Source organism: Lichenihabitans sp. PAMC28606, from assembly GCF_020616535.1.
In the GTDB taxonomy this organism is placed as follows: Bacteria; Pseudomonadota; Alphaproteobacteria; order Rhizobiales; family Beijerinckiaceae; genus Lichenihabitans; species Lichenihabitans psoromatis.
The window spans coordinates 433820-453802 of record NZ_CP085136.1 but is presented as its reverse complement, the minus strand read 5'-3'; the positions used below and the strand labels follow the sequence as shown (position 1 = coordinate 453802).

Annotated in this window: 20 protein-coding genes and 1 tRNA gene; 9 read left to right on the top strand and 12 right to left on the bottom strand. The window is 62.3% G+C overall.

Going from position 1 to position 19983, the window contains the following annotated elements:
- Nucleotides 1-16: 16 nt before the first annotated feature.
- Both thiM and thiE read left to right on the top strand, forming a co-directional pair.
- Entirely contained in the window at nt 17-850 is an 834-nt protein-coding gene (gene thiM / locus LGH83_RS02105) for a hydroxyethylthiazole kinase (RefSeq protein WP_227400432.1), read from the top strand.
- Nucleotides 850-1479: a thiamine phosphate synthase gene (gene thiE / locus LGH83_RS02100; RefSeq protein ID WP_227401694.1), complete on the top strand. Its 630-nt coding sequence runs from the start codon at nt 850-852 to the stop codon at nt 1477-1479. The genes thiM and thiE overlap by 1 nt, the downstream gene beginning before the upstream one ends.
- 42 nt (nt 1480-1521) lie before the next feature.
- On the opposite strand, the gene thiL is transcribed toward thiE, so the two are convergent.
- Complete coding sequence (gene thiL, locus LGH83_RS02095; RefSeq protein ID WP_227400431.1) at nt 1522-2508, bottom strand: thiamine-phosphate kinase; 987 nt, start codon at nt 2506-2508, stop codon at nt 1522-1524.
- Nucleotides 2505-5966, bottom strand: coding sequence for a DNA polymerase III subunit alpha (gene dnaE / locus LGH83_RS02090; RefSeq protein WP_227400430.1), 3462 nt, complete (start codon nt 5964-5966; stop codon nt 2505-2507). Before dnaE ends, thiL begins: the two co-directional genes overlap by 4 nt.
- 530 nt (nt 5967-6496) lie before the next feature.
- On the opposite strand from dnaE, the gene LGH83_RS02085 reads away from it, so the two are divergent.
- A complete protein-coding gene (locus LGH83_RS02085; protein WP_227400429.1) occupies nt 6497-7624 on the top strand; it encodes a ceramide glucosyltransferase in 1128 nt (375 codons plus the stop codon).
- 25 nt (nt 7625-7649) lie between these two features.
- Here LGH83_RS02085 and LGH83_RS02080 read toward each other — a convergent pair whose 3' ends face one another.
- Both LGH83_RS02080 and LGH83_RS02075 read right to left on the bottom strand, forming a co-directional pair.
- A complete protein-coding gene (locus LGH83_RS02080) occupies nt 7650-8015 on the bottom strand; it encodes an antibiotic biosynthesis monooxygenase family protein (RefSeq protein WP_227400428.1) in 366 nt (121 codons plus the stop codon).
- On the bottom strand, nt 8012-8341 hold the full coding sequence (locus LGH83_RS02075) for an NIPSNAP family protein (protein WP_227400427.1): 330 nt from the start codon (nt 8339-8341) through the stop codon (nt 8012-8014). The genes LGH83_RS02080 and LGH83_RS02075 overlap by 4 nt, the downstream gene beginning before the upstream one ends.
- A 135-nt stretch (nt 8342-8476) precedes the next feature.
- On the opposite strand from LGH83_RS02075, the gene LGH83_RS02070 reads away from it, so the two are divergent.
- Complete coding sequence (locus tag LGH83_RS02070; protein ID WP_227400426.1) at nt 8477-9208, top strand: ArsR/SmtB family transcription factor; 732 nt, start codon at nt 8477-8479, stop codon at nt 9206-9208.
- A 99-nt stretch (nt 9209-9307) separates the two neighbouring features.
- Here the strand turns inward: LGH83_RS02070 and LGH83_RS02065 are convergent, their stop codons facing one another.
- The 4 genes from LGH83_RS02065 to rpiA form a co-directional block, all read right to left on the bottom strand.
- Complete coding sequence (locus tag LGH83_RS02065) at nt 9308-10690, bottom strand: class II 3-deoxy-7-phosphoheptulonate synthase (protein WP_227401693.1); 1383 nt, start codon at nt 10688-10690, stop codon at nt 9308-9310.
- A gap of 215 nt (nt 10691-10905) precedes the next feature.
- Nucleotides 10906-12285 (bottom strand): glutathione-disulfide reductase, encoded by a 1380-nt coding sequence (gor, locus tag LGH83_RS02060; RefSeq protein ID WP_227400425.1) that lies wholly within the window; start codon nt 12283-12285, stop codon nt 10906-10908.
- 130 nt (nt 12286-12415) lie between these two features.
- Nucleotides 12416-12976: a DUF2059 domain-containing protein gene (locus tag LGH83_RS02055; protein WP_227400424.1), complete on the bottom strand. Its 561-nt coding sequence runs from the start codon at nt 12974-12976 to the stop codon at nt 12416-12418.
- Between the two features lie 11 nt (nt 12977-12987).
- Nucleotides 12988-13716 carry a ribose-5-phosphate isomerase RpiA gene (gene rpiA / locus LGH83_RS02050; RefSeq protein ID WP_227400423.1) on the bottom strand — a complete coding sequence of 243 codons (729 nt, stop codon included), beginning with the start codon at nt 13714-13716 and terminating at the stop codon, nt 12988-12990.
- A 271-nt stretch (nt 13717-13987) separates the two neighbouring features.
- Here rpiA and LGH83_RS02045 point away from each other — a divergent pair, with 271 nt between their 5' ends.
- Complete coding sequence (locus tag LGH83_RS02045; protein ID WP_227400422.1) at nt 13988-14305, top strand: hypothetical protein; 318 nt, start codon at nt 13988-13990, stop codon at nt 14303-14305.
- A 144-nt stretch (nt 14306-14449) separates the two neighbouring features.
- On the opposite strand, the gene LGH83_RS02040 is transcribed toward LGH83_RS02045, so the two are convergent.
- A complete protein-coding gene (locus tag LGH83_RS02040; RefSeq protein WP_227400421.1) occupies nt 14450-14818 on the bottom strand; it encodes a hypothetical protein in 369 nt (122 codons plus the stop codon).
- Nucleotides 14819-15006: 188 nt separating this feature from the next.
- On the opposite strand from LGH83_RS02040, the gene LGH83_RS02035 reads away from it, so the two are divergent.
- Nucleotides 15007-15693, top strand: a complete 687-nt coding sequence (locus tag LGH83_RS02035) for an HAD-IA family hydrolase (RefSeq protein WP_227400420.1) — start codon at nt 15007-15009, stop codon at nt 15691-15693.
- Nucleotides 15694-15728: 35 nt separating this feature from the next.
- Here LGH83_RS02035 and LGH83_RS02030 read toward each other — a convergent pair whose 3' ends face one another.
- Both LGH83_RS02030 and LGH83_RS02025 read right to left on the bottom strand, forming a co-directional pair.
- Nucleotides 15729-16442, bottom strand: a complete 714-nt coding sequence (locus LGH83_RS02030) for a 3-oxoacyl-ACP reductase (RefSeq protein ID WP_227401692.1) — start codon at nt 16440-16442, stop codon at nt 15729-15731.
- A gap of 129 nt (nt 16443-16571) precedes the next feature.
- Nucleotides 16572-16646: transfer RNA gene (locus LGH83_RS02025), tRNA-Val, on the bottom strand.
- A 318-nt stretch (nt 16647-16964) separates the two neighbouring features.
- Between LGH83_RS02025 and LGH83_RS02020 the strand changes: the two genes are divergently transcribed.
- Nucleotides 16965-17555 carry a L,D-transpeptidase gene (locus tag LGH83_RS02020; protein ID WP_131116239.1) on the top strand — a complete coding sequence of 197 codons (591 nt, stop codon included), beginning with the start codon at nt 16965-16967 and terminating at the stop codon, nt 17553-17555.
- A 55-nt stretch (nt 17556-17610) separates the two neighbouring features.
- Here the strand turns inward: LGH83_RS02020 and LGH83_RS02015 are convergent, their stop codons facing one another.
- Nucleotides 17611-17976, bottom strand: a complete 366-nt coding sequence (locus tag LGH83_RS02015) for a gamma-butyrobetaine hydroxylase-like domain-containing protein (RefSeq protein ID WP_227400419.1) — start codon at nt 17974-17976, stop codon at nt 17611-17613.
- A 113-nt stretch (nt 17977-18089) separates the two neighbouring features.
- Here LGH83_RS02015 and LGH83_RS02010 point away from each other — a divergent pair, with 113 nt between their 5' ends.
- Both LGH83_RS02010 and mctP read left to right on the top strand, forming a co-directional pair.
- Nucleotides 18090-18302 carry a DUF3311 domain-containing protein gene (locus LGH83_RS02010; RefSeq protein WP_227400418.1) on the top strand — a complete coding sequence of 71 codons (213 nt, stop codon included), beginning with the start codon at nt 18090-18092 and terminating at the stop codon, nt 18300-18302.
- Nucleotides 18303-18384: 82 nt separating this feature from the next.
- Nucleotides 18385-19926: a monocarboxylate uptake permease MctP gene (gene mctP, locus LGH83_RS02005; protein WP_227400417.1), complete on the top strand. Its 1542-nt coding sequence runs from the start codon at nt 18385-18387 to the stop codon at nt 19924-19926.
- The last annotated feature ends 57 nt before the right edge of the window (nt 19927-19983 follow it).

Below are 19983 nucleotides of genomic sequence, written 5' to 3'. Positions count from 1 at the left end.
ATCAAAGGGATGAGTGATGACGACCGAGGCGATCGCGAGCCCGACGACAACCCGTATCGGGCAGGCACTCGACCGCCTGCGGGAGCGTCGCCCCCTGGTCCAGAACATCACCAACTATGTGTCGATGGACATCGCGGCGAACGCGCTTCTGGCGCTCGGCGCGTCGCCCGCGATGGTCCATGCGCCCGAAGAGATCGACGATTTCGGCCGCCTTATCCAGGCCCTGGCGATCAACATCGGCACGCTGTCGTCGGATTGGGTGGCGGCCATGATGCTGGCCGCAACCGTGGCGCATGAACGCGGAACGCCGTGGGTCCTCGATCCGGTCGGCGCCGGTGCGACCCGGTTCCGCGACGCCTCCGTCCAACAACTGCTCCCGCTTGGCCCATCCGTCATCCGCGGCAATGCCTCGGAGATCATGGCGGTTGCGGCCTCCTGCGGCCTCGGCCTCTCCGCAGCGCGCCCGAAAGGTGTTGATAGCGCCAATACGACCAGCGAGGCGGAAGTCCTATCGATCGAGCTTGCCCGACATGTCGGCTGTGTCGTGGTCGCGACCGGCGCGATCGATTTCATTACCGACGGACGCCGCCAGGCGCATCTCGCCAATGGATCTCCCCTGATGACGCAGGTGACCGCAATCGGCTGTTCCCTATCGGCCATTACGGCCGCGTTCTGCGCCATCGAGCCCGATCGCTTCGATGCCGCGGTTGCGGCACTGGCGGTCGTCGGCATCGCCGGCGAGCGGGCCGCCGCTCAAACAGCCCGACCCGGCTCGTTCCGAACCGCTTGGATCGATCAACTCGCGACACTCGACGCGACCGCCATCACGTCTGATTTGAAACTGTCGTGATGGCGCCCGGTCGGGAGATTTACCGGCTCTGCCTCGTCACCGATCGCGATCTTGCGGGCACGCGCGGGCTTGTCTCCATCGTCGGATCCGCCGTCGCGGGCGGTGTCACCATGGTGCAACTGCGCGAGAAGACGGCGCCGACGCGCGCCTTCGTCAACGAGGCTCGCGCGCTGATGTCGATGCTGCGGCCGCTCAATATCCCGCTCCTGATCAACGATCGCGCCGATGTCGCGCTGGCGGTCGGCGCCGATGGCGTTCATGTCGGGCAGGACGATATGGAGATCGACATGCTGCGCCATCTCCTCGGACCCAACGCCTTGATCGGCCTCTCGATTACCAAGGACAGCGATCTCGCCGAGAGCGATGCGACGCGCGCCGACTATCTCGGCATCGGGCCGATCTTCCCGCAATCGACCAAGCCCGATGCTGCCTCCCCCATCGGGATCGCGGGCCTTGCCGCGATGCGTCGCCGCACCACAAAGCCTATTCTAGCGATCGGCGGCATTACGTTGGACACTGCAGCATCGATCCTCAAAGCCGGTGCCAATGGCCTGGCGGTCGTGAGCGCCATTATGGCGGCCCCAGACCCGGCTACCGCCGCATCCGCGTTCCGCTCCATCACGATGTAGGAACGCGCGGTTCAAGGGCTGCAGCAAACGCCGAAGTTGGCGTCAATAATGGCTGTAAGACCCCTTGGCGAAGGTGACGCTCGAGCCTCCTGGCCCGACGATGTCGAGCGGATGGGACCCGTTCAGAACCTCTCCGATCGCCGTCACCAAAATGCCGGCCCGACCTGCGGCCCCCTCGAAACCTTTCGCGGCGATCGGTGGAACCGTGGCGATGATCTCATAATCGTCACCCCCCGTCGCGATGGTTTCGAGCAGATCCGCATCGATCCGAAGCGCCGCTTTGGCCGCGTTCGACAGCGGCAGACGCCCAAGATCGAGACGGGCCGAGACGCCGGACCCGCGCATCATCTTGGTCAGGTCGCCAACGAGGCCGTCGGAAACATCCATCCCGGCATGGGCCGCTAGGAGCGCCGTGCGAAGACCGAGCCGAGGCTGCGGATGCAGGTATCGGTCGAGCAGATGCGCCCGATCCCCCCCAGTGACCGACGAGGTCCAATCGCCACCCGCCGATTGCCGAAGGCGCAAGCCGAGGGCCGCATCCCCGATCGTGCCGGAGCAATAGATGATGTCACCGGGGCGCGCGGTCGTCCGGCGCAGCATCGCGGCGGCCGGCACCTCGCCCAAAGCCGTGATCGACAGACACAGGGGACCTGGCGTCGAAACTGTGTCGCCACCGATGAGCGGACAGGCGAACCTTGCCGCATCTTCGCCCAATCCCTCCGCAAAAGCTTGCAGCCAATCGGTCGTCCAATCCGCAGGCAGGACGAGCCCGAGCAGGAATCCGACCGGGCGGCTCCGCTTCGCCGCGAGATCCGACAGATTGACCCGAAGCGCCTTGCGGGCAATCGAGGCCGGTGGATCATCGGCGAAAAAATGCACACCCGCCACCAGCGCGTCCTTGGTGAGGACGAGCTCCTGCCCTGCCGACACCCCCAGCAACCCAGCATCGTCGCGTAACTCCAGCGCGGCTGGCCCGGCCAGCGGTGCAAAGAACCGCGCGATGAGATCGTCTTCGGACACTTGTGTCATACGTTTTCGACAGCGACGACGCCCGGCACCGCCTTCAAGGCGCCAGCCATCAGGGGCGACAGGCTGAACTTGCCCGGCAGCTTCACCTCCACCTCACGGAGGCCATCGTCCATCATGACGACGAATGAGACCTCGCCATCGCCCTTTTTGTCGAGGCGGCTCGCAATCGTAGCGAGTGGCGCGACGTCCCGCACGTGGATACGAAGCCCTTTCTGCGCTCGATGAGCCGCTTGATCGAGCCCCTCGGCCGTGAGAATGCGGCACCGCACCTCGTCGCCTTCAGCGCTCGCCTGCACCGTGATCAACACGGCAGACCCCTTTTCGAACAGGTCGCGATGCTCGTTCAGGGTCTCTTGGAACATGATCGCTTCATATTGACCGGACGCGTCCGACAGATTGACGATGCCGATCTTGTTGCCGGATTTGGTCCGGCGCTCCATCCGGTCGAGAACGGTCGCAGCAAGGCGCGCGCTCGTCGCACCGCCCTTCACGGCACGTGAGAACTCCGCCCAGCGCTGGATGCGGAGTCGTTTGAGAATGGCTTCGTAATCGTCGAGTGGATGACCCGACAGGAAAAATCCAACTGCATCGAACTCACGGCGCAATCGTTCGGCGGCGGGCCATGCATCGGCCAGCGGTAAGCGGAAGGCGCTTTCGACGTCGGAGGCGCCGAATAAAGCACTCTGCCCGGCGCGGCGCTCGTCGCCCGCACGCGTCGCCATGCCGAGCACTTGTTCCACTCCGGCAAAGACGCGCGCCCGATCCGTCTCGAACTCATCGAAGGCGCCGGCGGCCGCAAGGCTCTCGAGCACCTTTTTGTTGACGTCGCGAGACGTCAGCCGCAACGCAAAATCGGCGAGCGAGCTGAAGCGTTTACTCCCCCGCGCCGCGACGATGGCGGCGATCTGCCCTTCTCCCGCGCCCTTGATGGCCGACAAAGCGTAGACGATGGCGGCCGGATCGTCCCGCGTGACGTCGAAATCGACACCGGACCGGTTCACCGAAGGTGGTTCAACCTTGATGCCGAGCCGCCGCGCCTCGTTGCGAAATTCTGACAGCTTGTCGGTGTTGGCTTTATCGAGCGTCATCGAGGCGGCGAGGAACTCGACTGGATAATTGGCTTTCAGATAAGCGGTTTGATAGGCGATCAGGGCATAGGCGGCCGCGTGGCTTTTGTTGAAGCCGTAATCGGCAAATTTGGCCAGAAGATCGAAGATCGTATTGGCCGTTTCGGTCTTGACGCCGCGCTCGACAGCACCGCTCACGAAGCGATCGCGCTGCGCGTCCATCTCGGCCTTGATCTTCTTGCCCATCGCGCGGCGCAGCATATCGGCCTCGCCGAGCGAATAACCCGACAGCATCTGGGCCGCTTGCATCACCTGTTCCTGATAGATGATGACGCCATGCGTCTCCTTCAGCACCGCCTCGAGTTTCGGATGCGGATATTCGGCGACTTCCTCGCCAAGCTTTCGGGCGCAATAGACCGGGATATTGGCCATCGGACCCGGCCGATAGAGGGCCACCAGCGCGATCAGATCCTCGAACCGATCGGCGCGCATGTCGACCAGGGCTTTTCGCATTCCGACGCTTTCCAGCTGGAACACGCCGACCGTTTCGCCGCGTCCGAGCATGGCATAGGTTTTGACATCGTCGATCGGGATCGCCGACAAATCGACCTTGATGCCGCGTTGGGCGATGAGTGTCACGGCCGTCTGCAGAACCGTCAGGGTTTTCAAACCCAGAAAGTCGAATTTCACCAAACCGGCCGGCTCGACCCATTTCATGTTGAACTGCGTCGCCGGCATATCGGATTTCGGGTCGCGATAGAGCGGCACGAGCTCGTCGAGGGGGCGGTCGCCGATCACGATACCGGCCGCATGGGTCGAGGCATTGGAATAGAGCCCCTCCAGCGTCTTCGAGATTGACAAAAGACGCTTGACCCGAGGCTCGGTCTCGGCGGCTTCCTGCAGACGCGGCTCGCTCTCGACAGCCTGAGCCAAGGTCACCGGGTTAGCCGGATTCTGCGGCACCAGCTTGGCGAGCTTGTCGACCTGCCCCAGCGGCATTTCGAGCACCCGCCCGACGTTGCGGAGCACGCCGCGCGCCAAAAACGACCCGAACGTAATGATCTGCGCCACGCGATCCACCCCGTAGCGTTGCCGCACATAGGCAATGACCTCGTCCCGCCGGTTCTGGCAAAAGTCGATGTCGAAATCCGGCATCGAGATGCGTTCTGGGTTGAGAAAGCGCTCGAACAAGAGCCCGAACCGCAGGGGGTCGAGGTCGGTCACGGTCAGCGCATAAGCCACGAGGGACCCTGCGCCCGACCCGCGCCCCGGGCCGACCGGAATGTCATGCGCCTTCGCCCATTTGATGAAATCCGCGACGATCAGAAAGTAGCCCGGAAACTTCATATTGATGATGACGTCGAGTTCAAACGCGAGCCGCTGGCGGTAGACGTCCTCGCTCATGCCGGGCGCGGTGCCATGGCTGGCGAGCCGCGCATTGAGACCCTGCTCGGCCTGCTGGCGCAGGGCCGCCACTTCGTCGAGCGGCTCGCCATTCAGCGCTGTGAAGTTCGGGAGGATCGGCTTCCGGGTTCGCGGCCGGTAGGAGCAGCGCTGCGCGATCTCCACCGTATGAGCGGTGGCCTCCGGAAGGTCGCCGAAGAGCGCCAGCATTTCAGCACGCGTCTTGAACCGATGCTCCGCCGACAATTGGCGTCGATTTGGTGTGCCGAGGACGGCGCCTTCGGAGATGCAGATCAGCGCGTCATGGGCCTCATGATCGGCCTGCGTGGCGAAGAATGGCTCGTTGGTGGCGACGAGGCGCAGGTCCCGACGATAAGCCAGATCGATGAGTTGCGGCTCGACGCGTCGCTCCTCGTCGAGAGAATGACGCTGGAGTTCCACGTAAAGACGATCATCGCCGAAGAGATTAACGAGACGATCGAGCCTCTGTGCCGCATTGTCGGCTCGATCGACGGCGAACAGCCGATCGATGGGACCGGAGGGCCCGCCTGTCAGCGCGATCAAGCCAGCATGGCTTTCCGACAGGCGCTGGAAACTCACATGCGGCGGCTCGCCGGGCGTGGGATCGAGATAGGCCCGCGATGCGATCCGCATGAGATTAGCGTAGCCGACCTCATTAGCACCGAGCAAGACGATGGCGCCTCGACCCGCCTTGGCCACATCGAAGCGCCCTGCGACGGCCGCTCCATCGCCGAAATCGACCACGATCTGAAGGCCGACGATCGGCTGAATGCCTTCCTTGGATAATTTCTCAGAAAACTCGAGCGCGCCGAACAGGTTATTGCTGTCCGTGATCGCCAGCGCCGGCATACGATCCTGCGCCGCGAGCTTCGCGAGCTTGCCAATGGTCAGCGCGCCTTCGCGCAAGGAAAACGACGAATGCACATGAAGGTGCACGAAACCAGGCTCGCTCGTATCCGCTACCAAAACATGATCCTTCAAGGGCAACCCGGTTCCGCCACCGCGGCGCCGGTCACTACTTTGACCGCCGATCGGCGACGCGTCGAGCGTTAGGCCGGCTCGTCAACAGAAAGCTGACATGCGCTTGACGACCGAACATCGCTCGATGGCCGCTTAATCGACCGACACCGGATCGACTCGCCCTCAAAATATCCAAGCCGTGGTGCCGGGGTTTGCCAAGATTGCCACGCCAGACAGGAATGCGGCGAGGCATGCGAGCTCGATCACGTCTTCAAACAAGGCACGAACCATGGGTCTCTCCTCTGCTTTCAGGCAGTATGTTCTTGTTTTGTTCTATGTCAAGCCGGATATCGGCTCCGTTTGGAGTCCGGTGGCGTAACTCAAACGACGCAGACAATCGAAATATTGTTGATGACCACGTTAGCGGATCATGTGTCCCGTGCGTTGACGCTAGACTTGGACGATTGTTTCGTGCAGGCAAATACAGCTTTAGCCTACCAATGAATTATCTTTAACTCTGAATAACGGACTGGACCATGACGGTAGCGCAATGTGCGGCTGGGTTTTGCTTCATCATGACGACCGTGCAGGTCGTAAGCACGACCATCGCACGTTATCGTTGCCCGGAGCGCAAGACACCGCTCGCCGCGCCAGCCGATGCTCCGCCGGTCAGCATCGTTCGTCCGGTATGCGGCCTCGAAAATTATGCTGAAGAGACGCTCGGTTCGAGCTTTCATCTTGATTATCCGAATTATGAAGTCTTGTTCTGTGCCGCGCGCGCGGATGATCCTGTTCTGCCTCTGCTGAAGCGGTTGATCGATGCCAACCCGGGTGTACCGGCCCGCATCCTGATCGGAGATGATTGGATCAATGCCAATCCGAAGCTGAACAACGTCGCCAAGGGTTGGCACGCGGCCGCTCATGACTGGATCGTCATGGCCGATTCAAACGTGCTGATGCCAGGCGACTACCTGCAGCGCCTGCTTGCGGCATGGCGTCCGGACACGGGGCTGGTCTGCTCGACACCGATCGGCTCACACCCCGATGGGTTCTGGGCCGATGTCGAATGCGGTTTCCTCAACAGCCTGCAGGCGCGCTGGCAATATGCGGCCGAAGCCATCGGGCTCGGCTTCGCGCAAGGCAAGACGATGCTTTGGCGTCGCGACATCCTTGAATCTGCGGGAGGCATCACGGCGCTCGGAGCCGAAATCGCGGAGGATGCGGCCGCCACCAAGCTGGTTCGCCGCAAGGGGTTGCGCGTTCGGCTCGTCGACAGCCCCTTCGAGCAACCTTTGGGGCGGCGTAAGCTGTCCGAGGTGTGGTCGCGCCAGACGCGCTGGGCACGACTTCGCCGCGTCACCTTCCCGATGTTCTTTCTGCCCGAGATCTTGTCCGGCTCCCTTCTCAGCCTGTTGGCAGGCGCCTATGCGGCCTGGGCCAATGGTTACGATCCCCTTCTCGCGGGATTGCTGGTCTGGGTGATCTGGCTGGCTGCGGAAGTCCAACTCGCCCTGAGTGCAGGATGGCGCTTCACCTGGACCTCGCCGTTTGCCTGGATGATCCGTGACCTGATGCTTCCTCTCATTTTCGTCAGCGCCTTGGCGGCGGATGATTTCGTCTGGCGCGGTAACGAGATGGACGTCAAGGAGAGTAAGCAGACCTGACGTCCCACGCCGATCTGCTCTCGCTTCACTCGGCTTTGGTGTCGCCCGTTGGATGAACGAGGAGGCTATCGGGCGGCGCCTCGTCGCGATCGTTCATGCCGTAATCGCGGATGACCTCGGCGACACGCAGACGATAATCGGTGAAGACGCTCGATCGCCCACGGATCTGCGTCGACCGATGCGCTCTGGAGTTCCGCCATCGACGAACGGCCTCTTGGTCTCGGAAGAACGAGAGCGACACCATCCGGTTTGATGCCGAGACGCTTTGAAACCGCTCGACCGACAGAAATCCATCGATCGCCTCGAGGTCGCGGCGCAACGCCGCCGCCAAAGCCAGATAGTCTTGGCGTCCGTCCTCCGCCAGCTCGACCTCGAAAATCACCGCGATCATGGCGTCACAAGCGTCGCATGGGGGGCGGAGACCAACCGGAGAAACAATCGATCTTCGCGGAGGATGAACCTTTCGCGCTTGGCAAACTCGTAATTGTCACGGCCAAGCTGATCGTCTTTGAGGCGTGCGCGATAGGCTTCATAGGCTGCGAGATCATCGATATTGTAGATGCCGTAGGCGGTTGTGGTCGATCCTTCATGTGGCGCGAAATATCCGATCAGATCGGCCCCGCAGCGCGGTATGGCTTGTCCCCACGTGCGGGCATAATGCTCGAAAGCGTCCACGCGAAACGGATCGATGTCGTAGCGGATGATACATGTGAGCATGAGCGGTCCCTTTGGCATAGTGCCAAATCGTTCGTAGACCGCGCTCACGCGACGATGCTTCGGCCGTGACCGAAGCATGACCGACATTAACTATGCGACGACAATCCGCAATGTCCTCACGCTTGGAGATGATCGATGCTGACCACGACCGGGATTGCCGAAATTGGGGCGCTTGTCGGCGACCCCGCCCGGATCGCGATCTTGATTGCGCTGATGGATGGACGTGCGCTCACCGCCGCCGAATTGGCAAAGGTCGCGGGCGTCACGCCCCAGACGACGAGCGGCCATCTGGGCCGCTTGACGGAAGCGGGTCTGCTGAAGGTGCAGCCGCAGGGACGGCATCGGTATCATCGGCTCGCGTCATCGACGGTCGCGACGATGCTCGAAGGCATCATGGCGGTGGCGTCGGAGCCGGGCTATCTCCGGCCTCGAAAGGTTCGGACCGGTCCGCGCGACGCGGCGATGCGGCGAGCGCGCTGCTGTTACGACCATCTTGCCGGCGAGGTCGCGGTCGCCATCGCTGATCGCCTCATCGAGCGCGGCTACATCGGCGACATGGAGGGCGGCTGCGATCTGACCAATGAGGGCACCGCATTCTTCCGCTCGATCGGGGTCGACGTCGATGCGGCGACCACCCGCGCCACACAGGATCGCCTGTTTTGCCGTCCCTGTCTCGATTGGAGCGAGAGACGTCTGCACATCACCGGGACGCTTGGTGCCGCCTTCCTCAACGCCTGTTTCGAGCAAGGCTGGATGCGTCCCATCGAGGGGTCGAGAGCCGTGGCGATCACCCACCCCGGACAACGCGCGCTCGATGTCCACTTCGGCATCGAACACGAGGGTCGTTGCGCTTCGACCCCTAACTGAACTCCTGACGCAAAGCACCACGGCCGCAAGGCTTGGTCAAAAGTACTGCAACTTAACGGTGCGCCTCACCACGAGCGTCAGACATTGCTTTGCGCTCGCCTATTCGGCGGCGTCGGCCCGGCTCGTGTCTTGCGCGTTGCCCCGCTCGGCCTTGAGCAGGTCCGCGACCTTGAACGCCACTTCGATCGATTGATCGGCGTTGAGGCGCGGGTCGCAATAGGTGTGGTAGCGATCGTGCAGTTCCGCTTCCGAAATCGCGCGCGCGCCGCCCGTGCATTCGGTGACGTTCTTGCCGGTCATTTCGAGATGGACGCCGCCCGCATAGCTTCCCTCGGCCTGATGCACATCGAAGAAATGCTTGATCTCCTGCATGACCCGCTCGAACGGACGGGTCTTGTAGCCGGACGCGGTCTTGATCGTGTTGCCGTGCATCGGATCGCAGGACCAGACGACGGTGCGCCCCGCCGCTTCCACCGCGCGAACCAGTTTCGGCAGATGATCACCCACCTTGTCGGCTCCAAACCGACAGATCAGCGTCAGGCGGCCAGCTTCGTCGGAAGGATTGAGCACGTCGATCAGGCGGAGCAGATCGTCGGGCTGCAGCGACGGACCGCATTTCAGGCCGATCGGGTTTTTGACGCCGCGGCAATATTCGACATGCGCGTTGCCGAGTTGGCGCGTCCGATCGCCGATCCAGATCATATGTCCCGAAGTGGCGTAATAGTCGCCGCTGGTGGAATCGATCCGCGTGAGGGCCTGTTCATAGCCCAGCAGCAAGGCCTCGTGCGAGGTGTAGAAATCGGTTTGGCGAAGCTCGGGATGCCGTTCCGCTTCGAGACCGATCGCCTTCATAAAGCCGAGAGTCTCGGTGATGCGGCCGGCGAGTTCCTCGTAGCGGCTGGCCTGGGGGCTATCTTTGACAAAGCCAAGCATCCAGCGATGGGCGTTTTCGAGATTGGCATAGCCGCCGGTCGCGAAGGCACGCAGCAGGTTAAGGGTCGCAGCCGACTGCCGATAAGCGTCGAGTTGACGTTGCGGGTCCGGGATGCGGGAGGCTTCGTCAAAGGAAATGCCGTTGACGATGTCGCCGCGATAGCTCGGCAGTTCCACCCCATCGATGATCTCGTTGGGGGTCGAGCGCGGCTTGGCAAACTGGCCCGCGATCCGTCCGACTTTGACCACCGGCGAGGCGGCCGCGAACGTCATGACGACGGCCATCTGCAAGAAGACGCGGAAGAAGTCGCGGATGTTGTCGGCCGCATGCTCCTCGAAAGCCTCGGCGCAATCGCCGCCCTGGAGCAGGAATGCCTTGCGGTTCGCCACATCGCCCAAGGCGCGCGTCAGTTTCCTCGCTTCGCCCGCGAAAACCAACGGGGGGAATTTGCCAAGCTGCGTCTCGACCTGGGCCAATGCGTCAAGGTCCGGATAGACAGGCACTTGCTCGATCGGCTTCGAGCGCCAGCTCGTCGGCGACCAACCCATCGACGAGGACATGTCGGACCGCGCCGCTTGGGGTCCATGGTCGCCGGCGGCGCGCAGCTCTGGCATGTTAAACTCTCCTCGCGCGTCTCTCCCTCTCCAAAGAGAGGGTGGCGGCGCGTCAACAACGGTGGCGGGGCTTATACACCAGCGCCGCGTCCGGTCCATCCATCAATCCGGCCCTCGGTGGGCGACGCCGTCACTCAGTCCGAGGGCGCCTACGCCTCGCGCACGTAGCGCGCGGTGCGCGTTCGCATCGTCACGAGCTCTTCGGCGGCTGTCGGATGGACCGCCATCGTGGCGTCGAAGTCCCGCTTGGTGGCGCCCATTTTGACCGCGATGCCGAGAAGCTGCGCCATCTCGCCCGCATCGGTGCCGAGAACATGAACGCCGACCACCCGATCGGTTGCGCCGTCGACCACGATTTTCATCATGGTTCTCGTGGAGCTGCCCGAGATGGTCGATTTCATCGGCCGAAACGAGGTCTTGTAGATGTCGACGACATCGAGGGTGCTGCGTGCCTCTTCCTCGGTCAGTCCCACCGTGCCGAGTTCGGGCGTCGTGAAGACCGCTGTCGCGATGGCATGATGTTCGACAGGTGTCGGTTTGTCGCCGAACAGTGTATCGGCCAGCGCATGCCCTTCGCGGATCGCGACCGGCGTGAGGTTGACCCGATTGGTCACGTCGCCAATCGCATAGATCGACGGCACGCTGCTGCGCGAGAAGCCATCGACCTTCACCGAGCCATCCTCCGCGAGTTCGACGCCGACATGCTCCAAACCAAGATCGCGGGTGGCGGGACGGCGCCCCGTCGCCAGGAGGACCTGGTCGACCACGAGCGTCGAAGCGTCACTCAAGCGAACATGCAGACCATCGGCGTGCCGCTCGATCCCAAGTATGGATAGTCCCGGACGCAGATCGATGCCGGAGGCCTGCAGTTCCGCCGTCAGGCCGTCGCGCATATCGCCATCGAACCCGCGCAGGATCGTCTCGCCGCGAAACGCGACCGTGACGCGCGATCCGAGACGCACGAAGATGGACGCGAATTCCAGCGCCACATAGCCTGCGCCCACGGCCAGAAGCCTCTTGGGAAAGTCCGGCAGGTCGAAGATCTCATTTGAGCTGATGGCGAGGTCGAGGCCCGGCACATGCGGCCGATGCTCGGGCACGCCGCCGGTCGCCACCGCAATATATTTCGCCGCGAAGCATCGCCCGTTGGCGAGCATCACATGGTTCGGCCCCGTCACCGTCGCGCGACCCTGATGCAGCGCGACACCGGCCTTCTCGAGATTGGCCGCATAGATGGCCGACAAGCGGGTGATCTCCCGCTCCTTGGTGGCGACGAGGTGACCCCAATCGAAGCTCGCTTGCGGTCGCGACCAGCCAAACCCTTCGGACTGCTCGAACTCGTCGGCAAACCGACTTGCATAGACATAGATCTTCTTGGGGACGCAGCCGCGAATGACACAGGTCCCACCGACGCGAAAATCTTCCGCGATCGCAACCTTGGCGCCGTAACCAGCGGCGATGCGCGCGGCACGCACGCCGCCCGATCCTGCACCGATCACGAAAAGATCGACCTCTTCATCCGCCGTCATCGTCTCGGGCCTGTTTGGATGTGCTTGGACCGGCGTCGCGGCGATCCCGCGCGCCCTCCAAGCTCTCGTTCATGTGGGTATCGCGTGACGTGCGACAAGCGTTTCGCTCGTCGCGGTCAAAGGCGTCGGATCAGAAGTCGTTGTGACCCTTCTTGATCATTTCCTGGCGCACGCGTGTCATCATGATCGACGACAATTTCTGCGTCCAAGACTGCATCGCGACGACGAGTTCGTCCAACATCGCGGGCTGAATATCGACGTATTTCTTTCCGACAGGGCTGTTGAAGAAAGCCGCCGTATCCTTCAATTCCTGCTCGCTCATCCGGCGCGCGTAGATATGCGCCGCAATATCCGTCATCTGCTCGCCGTCTTTGACAAACTCGGGCTGCAGGTCCTTCAGCACCACCGTCAAGTCAGCCGTCAGTTCTGGACGCGTCCGCGTCAACATCGGCACGATCTGCTCGGTCAATTGCGGAACCATCGGCTCGAACGAGCGCGACATGCCGGATGACACGACGACATCACGGGCAGCCGCAAGCGCCGACGCCGGCGGCTCCGGCTGGCTGACATCCGGCACCGGCGCGGGGGTCGCGGTCTGAGCGAAGGCCGGGAGGCCCGTGCCGAGTGCGAGCACGAGAGCGCCCAGGCCAAAGGCAACACGGCGCTGAGACGGGCGGATCGACATGAACATTCTTGAGCTTCCTATCGCGATGAAGATGAGGTGTGGTCGGGGGCGACAACGCAGGCCGCTCCGTCCACATTGGTGATGACTGACTGTGCGATGCCGATGAACAAACCATGTTCGACGACCCCGGCGATGGCGAGCAGAACATCGCTGAGCGCGACGGGATTGGCGATCGACCCAAAGTGACAATCGAGAATGAGATGGCCACTGTCGGTCATGAATGGCGTCTTGTCCGGGCCAGTCCTCAGCACGAGTTTGCCGTGCAGGCCGATCGCGGCGCAATCCCGCTCGATGAGCCGCCGTGTGGCGGCGAACCCGAACAGGTTGACCTCGACCGGCAATGGAAAACGCCCGAGCTGCGACACGGCTTTCGATGCGTCGGCGATGACGATCATCCTGTCCGACGCCGTCGCGACGATCTTCTCGCGCAACAGCGCGCCACCGCCGCCCTTGATGAGCCGCAGTGCTGGATCATATTCGTCGGCGCCATCGATCGTCAGGTCGAGTTGTGGCAACTCGTCAAGCGTCGTCACCTCGAGGCCAAGCGATGTCGCCTGCGCTCGGATCCGTTCCGAGGTTGGAACACAGCGCACCCGCAAACCGCTCTTCACGCGCTCAGCCAACAGATCGACGAAGATTTTGGCCGTCGTGCCGCTGCCAAGTCCGAGTTTCATGCCGTCGTCCACGAACGACAAAGCGCGCTCGGCAACCTGGCGCTTCATCGTGTCGGGATCACTCTCGGCCATGGGCGCATCTCTCGGAAAGCACAGCGGACGGTTGGCTGGCGAAACGTTGCTGCGACCGGATTGGCCGGTTCGATCGCCTCCCGCCTCATGTTGCCTTTCGGTAGCGGCTTCGCGCCAAAAACGCAATTCGCTCCGTTTGATGTGACATGAACAGAATATTTGCCTTGTTTTCATGCACGGTTCAGGTCGTGGGCGATACTCTCATCAGACGATCGAAGCCGCTTCGCCGTCGTCCACCGTCGGAACCGGCTTCATTGGAGGAGCTGTTAACATGTCCGCGTTGAAGAAGACCCTGTTGGCCGGATTGGCGGCCTTAACGTTGACCGCAGGCGTCGCGACATCGTCGGCCCCCGCGTCAGCATGGTATCGCGGAGGCGGCTGGGGAGCCCCGGTCGCGGCCGGCGTCATCGGTGGATTGGCGGCTGGCGCCATCATCGGCAGCGCGGCCCGACCCTATGGGTATGGCTACGGGTACGGATATCCGGCCTATGCAGAGCCCGCTTACGAGCCCTGCTATCGCTCGCGTCGCCCGGTTTACGACGAATATGGCAACTTTGCCGGCTATCGTCCCGTTCGCGTCTGCAACTGAGTTTGCGAGCATGACGGGCCCTGAGGGCCCGTCATGCTCCACGATCGCCCCCGCGTGGCCCGCTCGGCGCCGCGTTGGCGACAGGACCCCTCGGTTTGCGCCCCACCGAGGGGTCTTTGCTTTTCGTGTTCCGCTCCCGTGGCGTCATTTCGCCGGCGGCGTGCACACGACTGTGTCATTCAGCACGTAACAGATCGACATCGTTCCGGCTCGCAGGTCGACGCGAAACACGCCCCCTTCGCGAACGTGATGCGATGCGATCAGCGAATATTCGCTTTGCGCCTGAGGGCCGGCGCCATCTCCGGGCTGATAGCAGAGTGTCGCGCCCACCTTCCCCTCGGTCAGGCCATATTGGCACGCGCCCATCTCGCCTGTCGCCCGATCGAGCCGATAGACTCGATTGAGATCGGTTTCCGGTGCCGCGAGAAACTCGTAGCTGGCGGCTCTTGCGGTCTGGGCGCATGTCGCGGCCAAGATCAACGCAAGTCCCACGCGGCTGAACCAAGAAGACATTCGTTCAACTCCACATTTTCCGAAACGATCGCCCGATCATTGGATAATCACAAGCTCTCGACAATTTGAAGCGGCGAAATACGAGAGCTTCGCTTTGATGATTGCGAGATCGGCCAATCTCTGGCAGGCGGATCGCCGTTAGTTTGCGTCCGCGCGCCGACAATGGCTCTTTCCGGTTAGGATCTTCGATGCCCGCAGCCCCGCTGATCGTCTTCGATCTCGACGGAACACTCGCCGAAACGGCCGGTGACCTGATTGCCACATTGAACGTCATTCTGGCGCAGGACGGCATCGGGCCGATTGCGATCGATCAAGCGCGCGTTCTTCTCGGGTCCGGTGGACGAGCCTTGATCCAGCGAGGCTATGCATCGGTCGGCCGCAGCATCGACGCAACGCGGCTCGAGATCCTGTTCAAGCAGTTCCTCGCTCATTACGACGCTCACATCGCTGATCACAGCCATCTCTTTCCTGGCGTCGTCGAGGCTTTGGATCGGCTGGACGCAGCGGGTTATCGTTTCGCGGTCTGCACCAACAAGATGGAAGCGCCTTCGGTCAAGCTGCTGACCGCTCTCGGCGTCGTCGACCGTTTCCAGGCCATCTGCGGGCAAGATACCTTCGCGGTCTTCAAGCCAGATCCCGACGCTCTCTTCGGCACGATCGAGAAGGCGGGCGGCCTGCCCAACACCAGCATTATGATCGGCGATTCGGTTACCGACATCGCCACCGCCAAGGCGGCTAATATTCCAGTCATCGCGGTTGACTTCGGTTACACGGACAAGCCGGTCGCCGAACTCGGGCCGGACCGCGTGATCTCACATTTCGATGCATTGTTTGACGCCGTGGCCTCCATCCAGGCAAACCGACGCTCGACCTGAGGCCAGATCACGTCGAAGCCGAACCGTCGGCGGCCTCAGAGATACTGGCCGCCGTTGGCACTCCACACTTGCCCCGTAACGAAACTCGCTTGGTCGGAGGCCAGGAACGACACGATCGCGGCGATATCGTCGGGCTTGCCGAGCCGTCCCACAGGAATGCCGGCAGCCTCTCGCCGCAACGCGTCCGGCGGCATGGCGGATGTCATCGGACTTTCGATGAAGCCCGGTGCCACGCAATTGGCGCAGATGCCCTTGCCGGCCAGTTCCAACGAAATGCTCTTCGTAAAGCCAATCAGCCCGGCCTTGGCGGCTGCATAATTCGCTTGCCCGATTTGTCCCTTCAGGCCGCTGATGGACGAAATGTTGATGATGCGGCCCCACCCGCGCTGCCGCATACCCGGCACGAGACACCGAACCGTATTGAATGCGGAGGTAAGGTTGACGTCGATCACGGCCTGCCATTGAGACACCGGGTCCATCTTATGGACCATGCCATCACGCGTGATGCCGGCATTGTTGACCAGGATATCGATGGGTCCGCCGTCGGCCTCCACCTCAGCCAACACGCGCTCGACCGCGGCGAACTGGCTCACGTCTAATTCGTAGGCGCGGTGATCCCGCCCCTCCTCACCCGTCGTCGCAATGGTTCGATCAACGATCACGACGTCATGTCCGTCCTGTCGAAGCGCCGCCGCGATCGCGGCGCCGATACCCCGCGAACCGCCGGTGACGAGCGCACGCCGCGGCACGGCGCGCTCAAGGGATCGCGTCATTGGTGTTGTCCTTCGTTGGAGTACCGCCATTGCCGCACCGTCATAAAGGCGGGATATCCAAGGCTCATGCCCAAAAGCGTAACGTTTCAGGCTGCTCGATGAGAGTGGTGGGCGCGACAGGGATTGAACCTGTGACCCCTCCCGTGTGAAGGGAGTGCTCTCCCGCTGAGCTACGCGCCCGCGACATCTGCGGTTTGATGCGGATAGAGGCCGAGGCCCGCCAAGTCAAGCGATCCGCATCGTCACTCTCGCGGCGCATCATCGCAGCGGTGCATTCGATCGCGTCGATTCATCAAAACTTTACAAGTCATCCGAGCACAAATCCGAAGTTTCAAAGGCGAAACTGTGGCGCGGCAGCAACGACGTGTAGCGGAATGCGTGCGGCGTAGCAAACTCCGTTGCTGAAGTAACAAGACTACCCGCAGTGTAAAGATACGCGAATCGGGTAGACCGCCCTCCCAAGATCTTGGGTTACCCGCGTCATCAACGAGGCATTCGATGAGCCGTAACAGACTTGCTTTGGCCGGGCTCGTGGCAGGGCTTTTGCTCTCTGCCGCCTCAATGCCGGCTCGGGCCTATGAAGGCACCTTCTTCCTCCAGCAACAACAGCCGCGGTCCTTCGCGGACGATGGTCGACCGCTCGAAATCGCGATCCCGCGCGAGACCGTGGCCTATGACGGTCCTTATGGTCCCGGCACGATCGTGATCTCGACCGAGGAACGACGGTTATACTACGTTCTCCCCGATCATCAGGCGATCAAATATGGTGTCGGCGTCGGTCGGCCCGGCTTCGATTGGGCCGGCACGAAGACCGTGGTGGCCAAGCGCGAATGGCCGGATTGGACTCCGCCGGCCGAGATGATCCGCCGCCGCCCCGATCTGCCCCGCCACATGGCTGGCGGAATCGAGAATCCCCTCGGCGCGCGCGCCATGTATCTCGGTGGCACGCTGTACCGCATCCACGGCTCGAACGAGCCGGACACGATCGGCCAAGCGGTATCGTCCGGGTGTATCCGGATGACCAACGACGACGTCGCGGATCTTTATGACCGCGTCAAGATCGGCACGCGCGCCGTCGTGATGCGCTGATCGATCGATCCTTCGACGGATGGAAAGGCCGGTTCGCCCGGCCTTTTTTTTGCGATCAGCCGCGCGCCAGACCTTTGGCCTCGAGATCGGCGAGATAAGTGGCCCAGACGGTCGCTTGCGTCGCGCCGAGTTCGTGCAGATACCGCCACGTGAATAGCCCGGTGTCATGTCCGTCGTCGAAGCGGAGCTTAACGGCATAATGTCCAACCGGGTCCGCCGCCACGATCGCGACATCGCGCTTGCCACCCACGACCTTTCGGTCAGCAGGCGAATGCCCCTGAACTTCGGCGCTGGGGCTCTTCACGCGCAAATATTCCGCCGAAAGATCGTAGCTCGCGCCATCGTCGAACGTGATTCGGAACGTGCGACCGCCATCGCGGACGCGAAGCTCGGTCGGCCAGTGCTGTCGGTCGTCCACCATGGGTCGTGCTCTTTCCGCCGGATTGGCGCTGCAAAATGGCCTCGATCGACGCGGGATGCCTTGTCGACCGGGCTCGTCCTTCTATAGTGCCGGCACTGATGGCGGGAGAAGACATGTCCGAACGAGGAGCGAGGCGCGCGTCCAGCAACAAGCTGACGCCATGGCATCTTTTGCTGCTGATCCCCTATGTGGCCGTGCTGTGGGTGCCGTTCTACAATGCGGTCGAGCCGAGCGTTTTTGGTTTTCCGTTCTTCTACATCTATCAGATGGCTTGGGTCGTCCTGAGCTCGATCCTGGTCGCCATCGTCTACGTCGCAACGCAATAAACGAGCAACCAGAAGGTCCGGCCCGCGCAGCTAAACCGCGAGTATCGGATCGAGAGGCTAAGCTTGTGCCTGGGGAGGAATAATGTCTGTCAATTGGGTCGCGCTTGCGGTGTTCGTGCTGTTTTTCGGCAGCATCACGATCCTGGGCTTCGTGGCCGCCAATTGGCGCAAGGGCGATCTCGATCTCCTGCATGAGTGGGGCCTCGCCGGCGGCCGATTCGGTACGCTGGTGACGTGGTTCCTGATCGGCGGCGACATCTACACGGCCTACACGTTCATCGCGGTTCCGGCCCTTGCGTTCGGCGCGGGCGCGATCGCCTTCTTCGCGGTTCCTTACACGACCATCATCTACCCGATGACGTTCGTGATCTTTCCGCGCCTCTGGTCGGTCTGCCGCCAACACGGCTACATCACCTCGGCGGATTTCGTACGCGGCCGGTTCGGTAATCGCTGGCTGGCGCTCGCGGTCGCGCTCACCGGCTTGATGGCGACGATGCCTTATATCGCGCTGCAGCTTGTCGGCCTGCAGGTCATCATTGGCGCGATGGGCATTGAAACCAGCGGCATCCTGGGTGACCTGCCGCTTGTCATCGCCTTCATCATCCTTGCGGTCTTCACCTATAAATCAGGTTTGCGCGCCCCGGCCGCCATCGCGGTCGTCAAGGACGTGATGATCTATGTGACAATCTTCGCGGTGCTGATCGTGGTTCCGGCCAGGCTCGGTGGGTTCAGCGGCATCTTCGCGGCGGTCTCGCCCAGCAAGCTGATTCTCGCCTTGCCGCCGGCCGGGTCGACCGGCCTGTATTCGGTCTATGCGACGCTGGCGCTCGGCTCGGCCGCAGCGCTCTTTCTCTACCCCCATGCGATCACGGCCGTGCTTAGTTCGTCGAGCCGGGACGTCATTCGTCGCAACTCAGTCCTGCTCCCGGCCTATTCTTTGGTGTTGGCGTTCATCACGCTCCTGGGCTTCATGGCGGTCGGGGCGCATCTCGACAAGCTGCCGGAATTTTCCGAGCTCTTCGCCCGCTATAAGGCGAATGCTGCGGTGCCAGCGCTTTTCCTCAACATGTTCCCAAGCTGGTTCGTTGGCTTCGCTTTCGCGGCGATCGGTATCGGCGCCCTTGTGCCGGCCGCCATCATGTCGATTGCGGCCGCGAACCTTTGGACCCGCAACGTCTATATCGAGTTCATCAACCCGAACGCGACACCGCTGGCCGAAGCCCGCATGGCCAAGTGGGTGTCGCTCGTGGTTAAATTCGGCGCCCTGTTCTTCATCCTGTTTTTGCCGCTTGATTACGCCATCCAGTTGCAATTGCTCGGCGGCGTCTGGATGAGCCAGACGCTTCCGCCGGTGTTGATCGGGCTGTTCACGCGCTGGCTAAACTCCTGGGCGCTGCTTCTCGGCTGGGCCACTGGCATCGGGCTCGGTACCTGGATGGCGGCTCTCACCGGCTTCAAGAATGCCAATTACGCCCTGACGATCGGCGGCTTTACGATCCCGGCCTATGCGGCCGTCTATGCGCTTTTGGCGAATATCGTCGTGGCGGTGGTCGTAACCGCGCTGATCAACATGATCGGCCAGCGGGAAACACGGGACGCGACGGTCGCGGCAGACTATATGTAGGCGGGAAGTTAGCCCGCCTGTGGCGATGGGCGCTTCCATTTGGCCGGAGACAAACTA

Coding starts and splice junctions, on each gene's coding strand:
- LGH83_RS02055 (WP_227400424.1), bottom strand. CDS start 12,976: ATGTTCATGTCGATCCGCCCGTCTCAGCGCCGTGTTGCCTTTGGCCTG.
- LGH83_RS02040 (WP_227400421.1), bottom strand. CDS start 14,818: ATGTCTTCTTGGTTCAGCCGCGTGGGACTTGCGTTGATCTTGGCCGCG.
- thiE (WP_227401694.1), top strand. CDS start 850: ATGGCGCCCGGTCGGGAGATTTACCGGCTCTGCCTCGTCACCGATCGC.
- LGH83_RS02075 (WP_227400427.1), bottom strand. CDS start 8,341: ATGCTCACATGTATCATCCGCTACGACATCGATCCGTTTCGCGTGGAC.
- LGH83_RS02070 (WP_227400426.1), top strand. CDS start 8,477: ATGCTGACCACGACCGGGATTGCCGAAATTGGGGCGCTTGTCGGCGAC.
- mctP (WP_227400417.1), top strand. CDS start 18,385: ATGTCTGTCAATTGGGTCGCGCTTGCGGTGTTCGTGCTGTTTTTCGGC.
- LGH83_RS02010 (WP_227400418.1), top strand. CDS start 18,090: ATGTCCGAACGAGGAGCGAGGCGCGCGTCCAGCAACAAGCTGACGCCA.
- rpiA (WP_227400423.1), bottom strand. CDS start 13,716: ATGGCCGAGAGTGATCCCGACACGATGAAGCGCCAGGTTGCCGAGCGC.
- LGH83_RS02035 (WP_227400420.1), top strand. CDS start 15,007: ATGCCCGCAGCCCCGCTGATCGTCTTCGATCTCGACGGAACACTCGCC.
- thiM (WP_227400432.1), top strand. CDS start 17: ATGACGACCGAGGCGATCGCGAGCCCGACGACAACCCGTATCGGGCAG.
- LGH83_RS02020 (WP_131116239.1), top strand. CDS start 16,965: ATGAGCCGTAACAGACTTGCTTTGGCCGGGCTCGTGGCAGGGCTTTTG.
- LGH83_RS02080 (WP_227400428.1), bottom strand. CDS start 8,015: ATGATCGCGGTGATTTTCGAGGTCGAGCTGGCGGAGGACGGACGCCAA.
- LGH83_RS02045 (WP_227400422.1), top strand. CDS start 13,988: ATGTCCGCGTTGAAGAAGACCCTGTTGGCCGGATTGGCGGCCTTAACG.
- LGH83_RS02085 (WP_227400429.1), top strand. CDS start 6,497: ATGACGGTAGCGCAATGTGCGGCTGGGTTTTGCTTCATCATGACGACC.
- gor (WP_227400425.1), bottom strand. CDS start 12,285: ATGACGGCGGATGAAGAGGTCGATCTTTTCGTGATCGGTGCAGGATCG.
- LGH83_RS02015 (WP_227400419.1), bottom strand. CDS start 17,976: ATGGTGGACGACCGACAGCACTGGCCGACCGAGCTTCGCGTCCGCGAT.
- LGH83_RS02065 (WP_227401693.1), bottom strand. CDS start 10,690: ATGGGTTGGTCGCCGACGAGCTGGCGCTCGAAGCCGATCGAGCAAGTG.
- thiL (WP_227400431.1), bottom strand. CDS start 2,508: ATGACACAAGTGTCCGAAGACGATCTCATCGCGCGGTTCTTTGCACCG.